15 protein-coding genes are annotated in these 13277 nt (G+C 75.4%); 12 read left to right on the forward strand and 3 right to left on the reverse strand.

Annotated features, from left to right (window positions below; translation table 11 throughout):
• Positions 1 to 122: 122 nt before the first annotated feature.
• Entirely contained in the window at positions 123 to 1316 is a 1194-nt protein-coding gene (locus ABWI07_RS20890; protein ID WP_353819540.1) for an acyl-CoA dehydrogenase family protein, read from the forward strand.
• Positions 1313 to 2386 (forward strand): acyl-CoA dehydrogenase family protein, encoded by a 1074-nt coding sequence (locus tag ABWI07_RS20895; RefSeq protein ID WP_353819541.1) that lies wholly within the window; start codon positions 1313 to 1315, stop codon positions 2384 to 2386. Before ABWI07_RS20890 ends, ABWI07_RS20895 begins: the two co-directional genes overlap by 4 nt.
• Before the next feature lie 42 nt (positions 2387 to 2428).
• On the opposite strand, the gene ABWI07_RS20900 is transcribed toward ABWI07_RS20895, so the two are convergent.
• From ABWI07_RS20900 to ABWI07_RS20910, 3 genes are read right to left on the reverse strand one after another with little or no spacing between them, the layout of a single operon-like run.
• Entirely contained in the window at positions 2429 to 3286 is an 858-nt protein-coding gene (locus ABWI07_RS20900; RefSeq protein ID WP_353819542.1) for a 1-aminocyclopropane-1-carboxylate deaminase/D-cysteine desulfhydrase, read from the reverse strand.
• Positions 3283 to 3924 (reverse strand): adenylate kinase family protein, encoded by a 642-nt coding sequence (locus tag ABWI07_RS20905; protein ID WP_149258620.1) that lies wholly within the window; start codon positions 3922 to 3924, stop codon positions 3283 to 3285. Before ABWI07_RS20905 ends, ABWI07_RS20900 begins: the two co-directional genes overlap by 4 nt.
• A 60-nt stretch (positions 3925 to 3984) precedes the next feature.
• Positions 3985 to 4539, reverse strand: coding sequence for a universal stress protein (locus tag ABWI07_RS20910; protein WP_160160876.1), 555 nt, complete (start codon positions 4537 to 4539; stop codon positions 3985 to 3987).
• Between the two features lie 179 nt (positions 4540 to 4718).
• Between ABWI07_RS20910 and ABWI07_RS20915 the strand changes: the two genes are divergently transcribed.
• From ABWI07_RS20915 to ABWI07_RS20960, 10 genes are all read left to right on the forward strand, one after another.
• Positions 4719 to 5216: an XdhC family protein gene (locus tag ABWI07_RS20915; protein ID WP_149258618.1), complete on the forward strand. Its 498-nt coding sequence runs from the start codon at positions 4719 to 4721 to the stop codon at positions 5214 to 5216.
• Positions 5217 to 5229: 13 nt separating this feature from the next.
• Positions 5230 to 6315 (forward strand): zinc-dependent alcohol dehydrogenase family protein, encoded by a 1086-nt coding sequence (locus ABWI07_RS20920; RefSeq protein WP_353819543.1) that lies wholly within the window; start codon positions 5230 to 5232, stop codon positions 6313 to 6315.
• 99 nt (positions 6316 to 6414) lie between these two features.
• Positions 6415 to 7401, forward strand: coding sequence for a sigma-70 family RNA polymerase sigma factor (locus tag ABWI07_RS20925; RefSeq protein ID WP_200841787.1), 987 nt, complete (start codon positions 6415 to 6417; stop codon positions 7399 to 7401).
• 80 nt (positions 7402 to 7481) lie between these two features.
• Positions 7482 to 8207: a protocatechuate 3,4-dioxygenase subunit beta gene (gene pcaH, locus ABWI07_RS20930; protein WP_268843219.1), complete on the forward strand. Its 726-nt coding sequence runs from the start codon at positions 7482 to 7484 to the stop codon at positions 8205 to 8207.
• The gene (pcaG, locus tag ABWI07_RS20935) at positions 8207 to 8770 is read left to right on the forward strand and encodes a protocatechuate 3,4-dioxygenase subunit alpha (protein ID WP_149258614.1); all 564 of its coding nucleotides are present in this window, start codon (positions 8207 to 8209) and stop codon (positions 8768 to 8770) included. Before pcaH ends, pcaG begins: the two co-directional genes overlap by 1 nt.
• The gene (gene pcaB, locus ABWI07_RS20940; protein WP_353819544.1) at positions 8760 to 9980 is read left to right on the forward strand and encodes a 3-carboxy-cis,cis-muconate cycloisomerase; all 1221 of its coding nucleotides are present in this window, start codon (positions 8760 to 8762) and stop codon (positions 9978 to 9980) included. Before pcaG ends, pcaB begins: the two co-directional genes overlap by 11 nt.
• A complete protein-coding gene (gene pcaD / locus ABWI07_RS20945) occupies positions 9977 to 10750 on the forward strand; it encodes a 3-oxoadipate enol-lactonase (RefSeq protein ID WP_353819545.1) in 774 nt (257 codons plus the stop codon). The genes pcaB and pcaD overlap by 4 nt, the downstream gene beginning before the upstream one ends.
• Positions 10747 to 11136: a 4-carboxymuconolactone decarboxylase gene (pcaC, locus tag ABWI07_RS20950; protein WP_200841785.1), complete on the forward strand. Its 390-nt coding sequence runs from the start codon at positions 10747 to 10749 to the stop codon at positions 11134 to 11136. The genes pcaD and pcaC overlap by 4 nt, the downstream gene beginning before the upstream one ends.
• Before the next feature lie 28 nt (positions 11137 to 11164).
• Positions 11165 to 11977: an IclR family transcriptional regulator gene (locus tag ABWI07_RS20955; RefSeq protein WP_235036691.1), complete on the forward strand. Its 813-nt coding sequence runs from the start codon at positions 11165 to 11167 to the stop codon at positions 11975 to 11977.
• Between the two features lie 51 nt (positions 11978 to 12028).
• Entirely contained in the window at positions 12029 to 13186 is a 1158-nt protein-coding gene (locus ABWI07_RS20960; protein ID WP_149258613.1) for a 4-hydroxybenzoate 3-monooxygenase, read from the forward strand.
• Positions 13187 to 13277 lie beyond the last annotated feature (91 nt).

Here is a 13277-nt window from a genome sequence, read left to right on the forward strand (position 1 = left end):
CCGCCGGGCGCGGGCGGTTGACTGGCCGTCCCGGCCGTTCCTAGGGTGGACTCGCCATACCGACCGGTTGGTATGTGCCGTTCCGGGTGGCCGCCGCCACCCACGCCCCGCGCGGAGGCCCCGTGAGCACAGCACCGCCCGACGCCGGCGAACTGAGCCGGCTGGTCGGCGAGTTCCTCGCCGGCCACGACCCCTCGGCGACCGAGCCGCTGGAGTTCCTGCGGGCCCGGTTCGACGCCGGGCTCGCCTGGGTCCACTACCCCGAGGGGCTCGGCGGGCTGGGCGCGCCGCGGCACCTGCAGCCCGCCGTCGACCGCGCCTTCGCCGAGGCCGGCGCCCCCACCAACCACCCCGAGCGCAACGGCATCGGGCTCGGCATGGCCGCCCCGACGATCCTCGCCTTCGGCACCGAGGAGCAGAAGCGCCGCTTCCTGCGCCCGCTGTGGACGGGCGAGGAGCTGTGGTGCCAGCTGTTCAGCGAGCCCGGCGCCGGCTCAGACCTCGCCGCTCTCGGCACCCGCGCGGTCCGCGACGGCGACGCCTGGACGGTCAACGGCCAGAAGGTGTGGACGTCCATGGCGCACGAGGCGCGCTGGGCGATCCTCGTCACCCGCACCGACCCGGACGTCCCCAAGCACCGCGGCATGACCTACTTCGTCTGCGACATGACCGCGCCGGGCGTCGAGGTCCGGCCGCTGCGGCAGATCACCGGCGAGGCCGAGTTCAACGAGGTGTTCCTCACCGACGTCCGGATCCCCGACGAGCACCGGCTCGGCGAGGTCGGGCAGGGCTGGCAGGTCTCCACCACGACGCTGATGAACGAGCGCGTCGCGATCGGCGGCCAGGCCATGCCGCGCGAGAGCGGCATGATCGGCGTCGTCGCCGCGCTCTGGCGGGACCGCCCCGAACTGCGCACCCCCGGCCTGCACGACGCCCTGCTGCGCGCGTGGGTGGAGACCGAGGCCGCCCGGCTCACCGGGGAGCGGCTGCGCCAGCAGCTCACCGCCGGGCAGCCCGGCCCCGAGGGGTCGGGCGCGAAGCTGGCCTTCGCCAAGCTCAACCAGGAGGTGTCCGGCCTGGAGCTGGAGCTGCTCGGCGAGGAGGGCCTGCGCTACGACGACTGGACGATGCGCCGCCCCACCGAGGTCGACTTCACCCGCCGCTCGCCCGGCTACCGCTACCTGCGCGCCAAGGGCAACTCCATCGAGGGCGGCACCTCGGAGATCCTGCGCAACATCATCGCCGAGCGCGTCCTCGGCCTGCCCGGCGAGATCCGCGTCGACAAGGACGTGGCCTGGAAGGACCTGCCCAGATGAGCGACCTGCTGTACGGGGAGATCGAGAACGACCTGCGCGCGAGCGTCCGGCAGGTGCTGGACGACAAGGCGCCCTGGACCTCCGTCCTCGCCGGCGCCGAGAAGGACGAGCCCTACGACGCGCCGCTGTGGCGGGCCGTCGCCGGCGGGCTCGGCTGCGCGGGGCTGCCGGTCCCCGAGGAGCTCGGCGGCGCCGGCGCCACCTGGCGCGAGACCGCCGTCGTGATGGAGGAGCTCGGCCGGGCCGCCGCGCCCGTCCCGTTCCTGACCAGCGCCGTGATCGCCACGGCGGCGCTGCAGGCCGCCGGGGAGCGGGAGCTGCTCGCGCGGCTGGCCGCCGGGGAGGCCGTCGCGGTCCTGGCGGTGCCGTTCAGTGCCGCGCCGGGCGACGTCCCCGCGACGGTCCGGGTCGCGGACGGAGCGCTGACCGGCGAGGTCACCAGCGTCGCCGACGGCATGGCCGCCGAGGTGCTCCTCGTGCCGGCCGGCGACGGCCTGTACGCGGTGGACGCCGCCGACGCCCGCCGCACCGCCGCCACCTCGCTCGACATGACCCGCCGGCTCGCCGACCTCGCCTTCTCCGGCGCCCCCGCGCGGCGTGTCGCCGAGGGGACCGGCGCCGTCACCGCCGCGCTGCGGACCGGCGCCGCGATGCTGGCGTCCGAGCAGCTCGGGCTCGCCGAGCGCTGCCTGGACGACACCGTCGCCTACGTCAAGACGCGCTACCAGTTCGGCCGCCCGGTCGGCTCCTACCAGGGCCTCAAACACCGGCTCGCGGACCTGTGGACCTCGATCACCCAGGCCCGCGCGGTCGCCCGCCACGCCGCGTCCTGCGTCGCCACGGACGACGCGGACGCGCCGGTCGCGGTCGCCGTCGCGCAGGCGCACTGCTCGGCGGTCGCCGTGAAGGCCGCCGAGGAGTGCGTGCAGATGCACGGCGGCATCGGCTTCACCTGGGAGCACCCGGCGCACCTCTACCTGAAGCGCGCCAAGGCCGACTCCATCGCCCTCGGCACCCCCGACCGGCACCGCGCGGCCCTCGCCGAGCTGGTGGACCTGCCTCCGGCCTGACGCCGGGACGGACGGCCCCGCCCCGGACACGGGGCCGTCCGCCTAGCCGGTGATGACCGCCAGGATCCGGGCGCCCTCCGGGAACGCGCCGCGCTCGGCCAGCGCGAGCACGCCGAACATCATCTTGGCCGTGTAGATCCGGTCGAGGACGACCCCGTGCCGGCGGGCGAAGTCGTCGGCGAAGGCGTCCAGATCCGGGGTCGTCCGCGCGTAGCCGCCGAAGTGGAAGCCGTCCTCGACGCTCCAGTCCCCGCGCCGCCCGCCGTAGGCCTCGTGCTGGAGGCGCGCCACCTCCGCGGTCATGAAGCCGCCCTTGAGCACCGCGAACCCGACGGCGCGCTGGCCCGGGGCCAGGCCGGCGGCGAGCCCGGCCAGCGTCCCTCCCGTCCCGCACGGGCAGCACACCACGTCGAACCCCGGGACCTCCGCGCCCAGCTCGGCGCAGCCCCGGACGGCGAGCGCGTTGCTCCCGCCCTCGGGCAGGAGGTAGAAGTCGCCCCACCGCTCGCGCAGCGCCTCGACGACGTCGGGCTCGTGCTTGCGCCGGTAGGTGGTGCGGTCCATGTAGGTGAGGCGCATGCCCATGCGCTCGGCGTGCGCGAGCGAGGCGTTCAGCGGCAGGTGCTCCTCCCCGCGGATCACGCCGATGGTCGCGAACCCGTGGATCCCGCCCGCCGCCGCCACGGCGCGGATGTGGTTGGAGTAGGCGCCGCCGAAGGTCAGGAGGGTCCCGTGCTCGCGCGCGGGCCCGATGTTGTGCCGGAGCTTGCGCCACTTGTTGCCCGGCAGCTCCGGGTGGACGAGATCGTCGCGCTTCAGGAAGAGCCGCAGGCCCCGGCGCGCCGCCCGCTCGTCCGCCAGCTCCACCACGGGGGAGGCCGGCTCGGGAGGAGGGGTCATGGCATCGGCAGGCCGAGCCTCTCGCGGAGCGTCCGCTGGACCTCCTCGATGCCCGGCCGCGCGTCGACGGTGACCACGTACTCCTTGCGGCCGAACAGCTCCAGGATCGGGTCGGTCCTCTCGTGGAAGTCGCGCAGCCGCTCGGTGAGCGCCTCCTCCGTGTCGTCCTCCCGGGGCACGAGCTTGCCCCCGCACACGTCGCAGCGCCCCTCCTGCGTCGGACGGTCCGCGATCAGGTTGTAGTCCATCCCGCACTCGGCGCACAGCCGCCGGGCCAGCACCCGGCGCCGGACCTCGTCGTCCGGCAGGTCCAGGTGGATCACGCCGTCGATGTCGTAGCTCTCCAGGAAGAACTCCGTCTGCCGCCGGCTGCGCGGGAACCCGTCGATGACGAACCCGTAGTTCCAGTCGTGCTGGGCCAGCCGCTCCCGCACGACGCTCTCCGCGAGGTCGTCGCCGACCAGCTCGCCGGCCGCCATGATGCGCCGCACCTGCGCGCCGAGCTTGGTGTGGTTCTTGACGTGCCAGCGGAAGATGTCGCCGACGCTGATGTGGACGATGTCCAGATCGCGCGCGAGCAGCCCCGACTGCGTCCCCTTGCCGCTGCCGGCAGCACCGATGATCACGTACTTGCGCATGGGGAGAGCCTATGCGCGCCGTCCCGGTCGGCGGTGGAGGCGCGGTCGGCGGGGGTGCGGTCAGAGGGGGAGGCGCAGGCGGCGGCCGAGGCGCCGGAAACGGGAGTCGGGGACGCTCTCGGGCGACTCGTCCCGCACCGCCAGGCTCTCCAGCAGCGTGTCGAACGCGGGCGGGCGGACGCACACCAGGGTCGCGCGGGCCCTGCGGGCGCAGTGCAGGCGCACCGACGGCCGCAGCAGCCGCGAGAACGGGCCCCGGTCCCCACGCCCGACGACCAGGATGTCGTCGTCGCCCGCCAGTCGCACGAGGGTCGCGCCGGGCTCCCCGACGAGGGCCAGGGCGGTCATGTCCACGCCCTCGGGCGGGCCGCCGCACACCTCCGCCAGGAGCCGGGCGACGAGCTCGGCTCCGGAGGCGCGCAGCGCCTCGGTGATCCCGCAGCCGAGCTGGCCCGCGGCCGACACGTGCGGGGGCAGCGGCGCGGCGTGGGCGACCAGCAGCGGCAGCCGGCGCAGCCGCGCCTCGCCGATCGCCCAGGAGAGGGCGCAGCGCGCGCCCGCGGAGTCGTCCACCCCCACCACGACGCGGGGCCCGCCCTCCGGTCTCGCGATCACGGTCCCTCCTGTGGCCGCCGGGTGACAGCAGTCTAGACAGAAGGCATACCCGTTCCTACGCGCGAGTTCCACGTTTCCGCGGCGGCGGTTCGCGGCGGTTCTCCGGCGGACCGCGGCGAGCCGGCGGGCGAGGGCGTGGCCCCTGGACCATCCGGCGCCGCGCGGGGCAGACTTCGGGTATGGCCGCACCGCACGAGCACGACTCCTCCTGCGCCGTCGCGCACGGCGACGTCCAGCCCGACACGGGGGAGCGGACCCTGGTCGCGGTGTTCGCCGGCCCCGTCGCCGACCACCTCCTGCGCTACGCCGCCGACCTCGGCTACCGCACGTTCCTCGTCGACCCCGACAAGGACCGCGACGGCACCGCCGACCTGCCGCCCCTGGACGCCACCGCCGACGTCGTCGTCACCGACCACCACCGGCCCGAGCTCGGGCCCGTCCTGCGCGACGTGCTGACCCAGCCCGTCCGGTGGGTCGGCGTCATGGGCAACCCGCGGCATCCCGCCCCGCACATCCCGGCCCTCACCGAACTCGGCGTCCCGGCGGCCGACATCGCCCGCGTGCACCGCCCGATCGGCCTGAACATCGGCTCCAGGACCCCCGCCGAGATCGCCGTCGCGACCCTGGCCGGACTGATCGCCGACCGGAACGGCCGCCCCGGCGGCTTCGAGTTCTAGTGCGGGCGCCCTAGTGCAGGCGGTCGCCTACGACTCCTTCGGCGGCCCCCTGGAGATCCGCGAGCTGCCCGACCCGCGGGTGCCGCCCGGCGGCGCGGTGATCCGGGTCGAGGCCACGGGCGTCTGCCGGAGCGACTGGCACGGCTGGCAGGGCCACGACCCCGACATCCGCTCCTTCCCGCACGTCCCCGGGCACGAGCTGGCGGGCACGGTCGAGGAGGCCGGCGCGGGCGTCGCCGGCTTCCGGCCCGGCGACCGCGTGACCGTCCCGTTCGTGTGCGCCTGCGGACGCTGCGCGTCCTGCGCGGCGGGCGACCAGCAGGTCTGCGAGGCCCAGACCCAGCCCGGCTTCACGCACTGGGGGTCGTTCGCGCAGTACGTCGCGATCGACGCCGCCGAGGTGAACCTGGTCCGGCTCCCGGACGAGATGGCCTGCACCACCGCGGCCGCGCTCGGCTGCCGGTTCGCCACCGCGTTCCGCGCCGTCCTCGCGCAGGGCCGGGTGCGCGCGGGCGAGTGGCTCGCGGTGCACGGCTGCGGCGGCGTCGGGCTGTCGGCCGTCATGGTCGCCGCGGCGGCCGGCGCGCGGGTCGTGGCCGTCGACGTGTCGCCGCAGGCGCTGGAGCTGGCGCGCCGGTGCGGCGCGGCCGCCGTCGTCGACGCCTCCGCCCATGACGACGTGGCCGAGGCCGTGCGCGAGGCCGCCCACGGCGGCGCCCACGTGTCGCTGGACGCGCTCGGCAGCCCCGCCACGGCGCGCGCCTCGGTCGGGTCGCTGCGTCGGCGCGGCCGGCACGTCCAGGTCGGGCTGCTGCCGCCCGGCGCGGGCCGCGCCGACCTGCCGATGGAGCGGGTGATCGGCTGGGAGCTGGAGATCGTCGGCAGCCACGGGATGGCCGCCCACGCCTACGGCCCGATGATGGAGCTGGTCCGCGCCGGGACGCTGCGCCCCGACCTGCTGGTCGGCCGCGTCCTGGCGCTGGAGGACGCTCCGGCCGCCCTCGCCGGGATGTCCGGCGCGGGCATCACGGTGATCGAACCCTGGCGGCGGCGGTCTTCCGACCACGGTTCCGGCCATGGTCACGGGCTTCGCGCGTAGGATCCGAAGGGACGCACGTGTTCTGTCGGTGGGCCCGCCTACGGTCGGAGGCGGTGGCGCCCGCCGCCCTCGCCGCCACGGCGATGCCGCCCAGCAGAGGTGACGACCACCATGCCGAACACCATAGAGACGGACCGCGACTTCCTGGCCCTCGCCGACCCCTACCGGCGGGAGCTGCTGGCGCACTGCTACCGGATGCTCGGCTCGATCCACGACGCCGAGGACCTCGTCCAGGAGACCTACCTGCGGGCGTGGCGCTCCTACGACGGCTTCGAGGGCCGGTCGTCGCTGCGCACCTGGCTGTACCGGATCGCCACCAATGTGTGCCTGACCGCGATCGACCAGCGCGGCCACCGGCCGATGCCGTCCGGGCTCGGGGCGCCGAGCGAGGAGCCCGAGCGGCCCGTGGTGGCCTCGGACGAGGTGCCGTGGCTGGAGCCCGCCCCCGACGCCCTGCTCGGCGCGGACGCCGCCGACCCGGCGACGATCGTCACCGCGCGCGAGAGCACCCGGCTGGCGTTCGTCGCGGCGCTGCAGCACCTGCCCGCCAAGCAGCGGGTCGTGCTGATCCTGCGCGACGTCCTGAAGTGGCGGGCCGCCGAGGTCGCCGAGCTGCTCGACACCTCCACCGCCGCGGTCAACAGCGCGCTCCAGCGGGCGCGGGCGCAGCTGGAGGAGAACGCGCCCCTGCGCGACGAGCTGGTCGAGCCGACCGACCCCGGGCAGCGCGACCTCCTGGAGCGCTATGCGAAGGCGTTCGAGGACGCCGACATCGGCGGCCTGATCGAGCTGTTCAAGGAGGACGTCATCTGGGAGATGCCGCCCTTCCCCGAGTGGTTCGTCGGCGCCGAGACCGCCGTCCGGCTCATCAGGGCGCAGTGCAGCCCCGGCCCCGGCGACATCCGGATGGTCCCCGCCGCCGCGAACGGGCAGCCCGCCTTCGGCCTCTACAAGCGCGACGCCGACGGCGTGCACAGCGCCTACCAGCTGCAGGTGCTGTCCATCACCGGTGACGGCGTCGCGCACGTCTCGGTGTTCTTCGACACGAGCCTGTTCCCGCTGTTCGGTCTGCCCGAAGCCCTCTGAGCCCTGCCCTTGCCCTTCCACTGGGCGGAAGCCGCGAGACGGTGCGCGCCGGGCCGGCTGCGAGGGTGGAGACCGCGGGGATGGTGCGACGTCCCCCCGCGGAGTGGGAATGGGGAAGGCTGAGCAGAAGGGATGAGGGCATGACGCACCCGCCGTACCTGTACCCGGGGTACAAGAGCACCGTGCTCCGCGCCCCCTCGCAGGACCTGGTCATGCCGAAGCTCGGCCCGGACAGCGTCGAGCTGGCCTCCCCGGTCTTCGGCCACCAGGAACTCGGGCGGCGGGACCACGACCTCACCGTCCAGCACGCGGGCGAGCCGCTCGGCGAGCGGATCGTCGTGGCCGGCCGCGTCCTCGACGGCGCGGGCCGCCCGGTACGCGGCGCCCTCGTGGAGGTATGGCAGGCCAACGCGGCGGGGCGGTACAACCACCTCGGCGACGTCCACCCGGCGCCGCTCGACCCCAACTTCACCGGCGCCGGACGCTGCCTCACCGACGACGACGGCCGCTACCGGTTCGTCACGATCAAGCCGGGCGCCTACCCGTGGGGCAACCACCACAACGCGTGGCGGCCCGCCCACATCCACTTCTCGGTGTTCGGCACGGCGTTCACCCAGCGGCTGGTCACCCAGATGTACTTCCCCGGCGACCCGCTGTTCGCCCACGACCCGATCTTCCAGTCGATCCCCGACGAGCGGGACCGGCGGAAGCTGGTCTCGCGGTTCGACCTGGACACCACCACACCGGAGTGGGCCCTCGGCTACCAGTGGGACATCGTCCTCGGCGACACCCCGACGGAGGCCTGATGAGCACGCCCTCCCTCCCGCCCTCGGCCATGACGCCGTCGCAGACGGTCGGCCCCTTCTTCGGGTACGCGCTGCCGTACGAGGCGGGCCCGCAGGTGGTCCCGCCGTGGCGTCCCGACGCGATCCGGGTGCGCGGGCGCGTCCTGGACGGCGCGGGGCAGCCGGTGCCGGACGCGCTGCTGGAGATCTGGCAGGCAGACGAGAACGGCGAGATCGCGCGGCGCCCCGGCGGCATCGTGCGCGAGGGGCACGGCTTCTCCGGCTTCGGCCGGTGCGGCACCGACGCGGCCGGGGGCTACTGGTTCAGCACCGTCAAGCCCGGCGCGGTGGGCGGCGGCGCCCCCTACATCGCCGTGCTGGTCTTCGCCCGCGGCCTGCTCAAGCCGGTCTTCACCCGGCTGTACTTCCCCGAGGACGAGGCCGCCCGCGCGAGCGACCCGCTGCTCGGCGCCGTCCCGGAGGAGCGGCGCGCCACGCTGGTCGCCGAACGCGAGGGCGAGCGGGAGTACCGGTTCGACGTCCGCCTCCAGGGCGACCGGGAGACGGTGTTCCTTGCCTTCTGACGAGGACGTGCCGCCGCCCGGCGCGCACGGCTCCGCGGAGGGCCGCCGCCCGGCGCCGGACGCGGGGCTGCTGTCGCCCGTCCGGGCGGGGACGGAGGCCGAGGCCGCCACCAGCGACCTCGCCTACCTGACGGCCATGCTCGACGCGGAGGCGGCGCTCGCCCGCGCGCAGGCCCGGCTCGGTCTCGTCCCCGGCCCCGCCGCGGAGGCGATCACCGCCGCCGCCGACGCGGACCGGTTCGACCTGCCCGGCATCGCCCGCCGGGCGCGCGGCTCCGGCAACCCAGTCGTGCCGCTGGTCGCCGACCTGCGCGCGCTCGCGGGTCCCGCGGGCGAGCACGTGCACAAGGGCGCCACCAGCCAGGACATCGCCGACACCGGCGCCATGCTCGTCGCGGCCCGCGCCAGGCGCGTCGTCCTCGCCCACCTCGACCGGGCACTGGACGCGCTGGCCGGGCTCGCGGCGCGGTACCGCGACACCCCCATGCCGGCCCGCACGCTCGGCCGGCAGGCGCTGCCGACGACGTTCGGCGCCAAGGCGGCGGGCTGGCTGATGGGCTGCCTGGAGGCCCGGGAGGGCCTCGCCGCGGTGCCGCTGCCCGTCCAACTCGGCGGCCCGGCGGGGACCCTGGACGCCTTCGGCGACCGGGCGCTCGACCTCGTCGCCGCCTACGCGCGGGAGACGGAGCTGGCCTGCCCCGTCCTGCCGTGGCACACCCGCCGGACGCCGGTCGCCGGGCTCGCGGCGGCGCTGGCGGTGGCCGCCGGCGCCCTCGGCAAGATCGCCACCGACGTCTGGCTGCTGGCGCAGAGCGAGGTCGGCGAGGCCGCCGAGGCGGCGGGGGCGGGAAGGGGCGGCTCGTCGTCGATGCCGCACAAGCGCAACCCGGCGCTGTCGGCGCTGGTCCGGTCCGCCGCCCTGCAGGTCCCGGCCCAGGTCCAGGTGGTCCTCGCCGCGCAGGCCGCGCCGCACGAGCGGCCCGCGGGGGAGTGGCACGCCGAGTGGCAGCCGCTGCGCGAGTGCCTGCGGCTGACGGGCGGCGCCGCCGAGACGGCCGCCGAGCTGCTGGAGGGCCTGGAGGTGTCCGCCGAGCGGATGCGCGCCGACCTCGACGACCTCCTGGACGTCCTCGGCGACGACCCCGGGACCGGCGCCGCGGCCGTCCTCGTCGGCCGGGCCCTCGACGCGTACCGCAGGAGCCGCACATGACCGCCGTACCCCAGTACCGCCTCGACGGGCCGGACGGCGCGCCCGTCGTCGTCCTCGGCCCGGCCCTCGGCACCACCACGGACCTGTGGCTGCCGCAGATGCCCGCGCTGACCCGCGGCTGGCGCGTGCTGCGCTACGACCTCCCCGGCCACGGCGGCGCGCCCCCGCCCGGCGGCCCGTTCACCGTCGAGGACCTCGCCGACGGGGTCGCCGCGCTGCTGGACGGCCTCGGCGTCGACCGGGCCGCCTACGCCGGGGTCTCGCTCGGCGGCGCGGTCGGGACGGCCCTCGCGCTGCGCGCCCCGGACCGCGTAGCGAGCCTGGTCCTGTGCTGCACCTCCCCGCGCTTCGGCGACCCGGCCGCCTGGCACGAGCGCGCCGCGCTCGTGCGCCGCGAGGGCGTCGGCCCGGTCGCCGACACGGCGCCGGGACGCTGGTTCACGCCGTCCTTCACCGGCGCGGAGCCCTACGCGGCGATGCTGCGCGCGACCGGCGCCGAGGGCTACGCGGGCTGCTGCGACGCCCTGGCCGCGTTCGACGCGACCGCGCGCCTCGGCGAGATCCGCGCGCCGACCCTGGTGGTCGCCGGCGCGCAGGACGGCCCGACCCCGCCGCGCGGCCACGCCGACCGGCTCGCCGCCGGCATCCCCGGCGCCGTCCTGACGGTGGTCGAGGGCGCCGGGCACCTGGCGAACGCCGAGCGCCCGGCCGAGGTCACCGAGGCGATCACCGCGCACCTGGACCGCACTTGGAAGGGATCCCGCCGATGAGCGAGCGCCTGTCCGACGGGGAGCGGCACGAGCGGGGCATGAGGACGCGGCGCGAGGTGCTCGGCGACGCCCACGTCGACCGCGCCGAGGCCCGCAAGGACGCCTTCACCGCCGACTTCCAGGACCTGATCACCCGCTACGCGTGGGGCGAGGTGTGGAGCCGCCCCGGCCTGGACCGCAGGACCCGCAGCTGCATCACGCTGACCGCCATGGTCGCGGGCGGCCACCTGGACGAGCTGGCCATGCACGTGCGCGCCGCGCTCCGCAACGGCCTGACCCCCGACGAGATCGGGGAGGTGCTCCTGCAGACGGCGATCTATTGTGGAGTGCCCGCCGCGAACTCGGCGTTCGCCGTAGCCCAGCGGGTGCTCAGCGAAGACCGGTGACGGGCGTGAGCCCGGGCGGAGGGGCCACGTGGGAGACGACAGCGCGGAACGCGCGCGGCCGGTCAGCGTGGCGGGCAAGGTGATGGCCATCCTCAACGCCTTCGCGCAGGGTGGCGTCCGCCTCAACCTGAGCGAGATCTGCCGCCGCGCCGGCCTCCCGCTGGCGACCGGCCACCGGCTCGTCGGGGAGCTGGTCGGCGGCGGGTTCCTGGAGCGGGTCCCGGACGGCACGTACCGCATCGGCACCCGGCTGTGGCGCATCGGCAGCCAGGCCCCGGCGGTCACCGGCCTGCGGGAGCTGGCCCTCCCGCACATGGAGGACCTGTACGAGGCCACCCACGACAACGTCCAGCTCGGCGTGCTCCGCGACGCGCGGGTGCTGATCGTGGAGCGGCTGCGCGGGACGCGGTCGGTGCCGGTCGTGACCCAGGTCGGCGCGACGCTGCCGCTGCACACCACCGGCGTCGGGAAGGTGCTGCTGGCGTTCGCGCCGCCGGCGGTCCGGGAGGAGGTCCTGGCCGGTGAGCTGCCCCGGTACGCGGCGCGCTCCATCACCGACCCGGCCGAGCTTCGGCGCTGCGTCGAGCAGGTCCGCCGCTCCGGCTACGCGGTGACCCGCGACGAGATGACGCTCGGCGCGTCGTCGGTCGGCGCCCCCGTGCGGGACGGCGCGGGCGAGGTGGTCGCGGCGATGTCGCTGGTGTCGAGCACCCGCAGCGCCGACCTGCGGCGGCTGCTGCCGCCGCTGACCACCGCGGTCCGCGCCCTGTCCCGGGACGTGGCCGCGCACTGGAGCGGACACTCGGAAAGCTTTTCCGCTGAGCGGAATTCCGGCGCCTGAACCTGCGGTGACGTCCGCGAACATGCGGGCGGACCCACACGAGGAGGATCGATGCGTACCCAGGTCGCGATCATCGGCGGAGGCCCGGCGGGACTGCTGCTGTCGCACCTGCTCCACCTCCAGGGGATCGACTCGGTCGTCCTGGAGAGGCGCGACCGCGACTACGTGGAGCATCGGCAGCGGGCCGGGATGCTGGAGCAGGGCACGACCGACGTGCTGCGCGAGAGCGGCGCGGGGGAGCGGCTCGACCGCGAGGGCCTCGTCCACCACGGGCTGGAGCTGCGGTTCGGCGGCGCGGGGCACCGGATCCCGCTGACCGGGCTCACCGGCCGGACCGTGACCGTCTACGCGCAGACCGAGATCGTCAAGGACCTGGTCGCCCGGCGGCTGGCCGACGGCGGCGACGTGCGTTTCGAGGCGGAGGTCGTCGCCCTGGACGCCTCGGCGCCGAGTGTGACCTTCCGCAGCGGCGGGCGGACCCGCACGCTCGACTGCGACTACATCGCCGGCTGCGACGGGTTCCACGGCGTCAGCCGGCCGGCGGTCCCGGGGCTGCGGACGTTCGAGCGCGACTACCCCTTCGCCTGGCTCGGGATCCTCGCCGACGTCCCGCCCTCCACCGACGAGCTGATCTACGCCAACCACGACCGCGGGTTCGCGCTGCACAGCCTGCGCTCGCCGCACGTCAGCCGCCTCTACCTCCAGGTGCCGCCGGACGAGGACATCGCCGCGTGGCCCGACGCCCGGATCTGGGACGAGCTGGCGGCGCGGTTCGCGACGGACGACGGCTGGAGGCTGCGCGAGGGCCCGGTCACCGACAAGTCGATCACGCCGATGCGCAGCTTCGTGGCCGAACCGCTGCGGCACGACCGGCTGTTCCTCGCCGGGGACGCGGGCCACATCGTCCCGCCGACCGGGGCGAAGGGACTCAACCTGGCGGTGTCGGACGTGACCGTCCTGGCGCGGGCGTTCGCCGACCGGTACGCCTCGGGATCGCACGCGCTGCTGGACGGCTACTCCGACGCGTGCCTGCGGCGGGTGTGGCGGGCCGAGCACTTCTCGTACTGGATGACCACGCTGCTGCACGCCGACCCGGCCGCGACCGCCTTCGAGCGCCGGCTCCAGCGCTCCCACCTGGACTACGTTGTCTCCTCGGAGGCCGCCATGACCTCGCTGGCGGAGAACTACACCGGCCTTCCCCTCGACTAGGCCGTGTTTAGGAAGTCTTGTCCCAGGTCGGCATGTCGTGTCTGGAGATGAGTGAGGTCTCCGGTAGATGGATCAACGACCAAGAAGACCA

This window comes from Actinomadura sp. NPDC000600, from assembly GCF_040492135.1.
Classification (GTDB): domain Bacteria; phylum Actinomycetota; class Actinomycetes; order Streptosporangiales; family Streptosporangiaceae; genus Spirillospora.

Excerpts from the sequence above, each read along its gene's own strand:
- ABWI07_RS20895 (WP_353819541.1), top strand. The coding sequence starts at position 1,313 with ATGAGCGACCTGCTGTACGGGGAGATCGAGAACGACCTGCGCGCGAGC.
- ABWI07_RS20900 (WP_353819542.1), bottom strand. The coding sequence starts at position 3,286 with ATGACCCCTCCTCCCGAGCCGGCCTCCCCCGTGGTGGAGCTGGCGGAC.
- ABWI07_RS20905 (WP_149258620.1), bottom strand. The coding sequence starts at position 3,924 with ATGCGCAAGTACGTGATCATCGGTGCTGCCGGCAGCGGCAAGGGGACG.
- ABWI07_RS20915 (WP_149258618.1), top strand. The coding sequence starts at position 4,719 with ATGGCCGCACCGCACGAGCACGACTCCTCCTGCGCCGTCGCGCACGGC.
- pcaH (WP_268843219.1), top strand. The coding sequence starts at position 7,482 with ATGGTGCGACGTCCCCCCGCGGAGTGGGAATGGGGAAGGCTGAGCAGA.
- pcaG (WP_149258614.1), top strand. The coding sequence starts at position 8,207 with ATGAGCACGCCCTCCCTCCCGCCCTCGGCCATGACGCCGTCGCAGACG.
- pcaD (WP_353819545.1), top strand. The coding sequence starts at position 9,977 with ATGACCGCCGTACCCCAGTACCGCCTCGACGGGCCGGACGGCGCGCCC.
- pcaC (WP_200841785.1), top strand. The coding sequence starts at position 10,747 with ATGAGCGAGCGCCTGTCCGACGGGGAGCGGCACGAGCGGGGCATGAGG.
- ABWI07_RS20960 (WP_149258613.1), top strand. The coding sequence starts at position 12,029 with ATGCGTACCCAGGTCGCGATCATCGGCGGAGGCCCGGCGGGACTGCTG.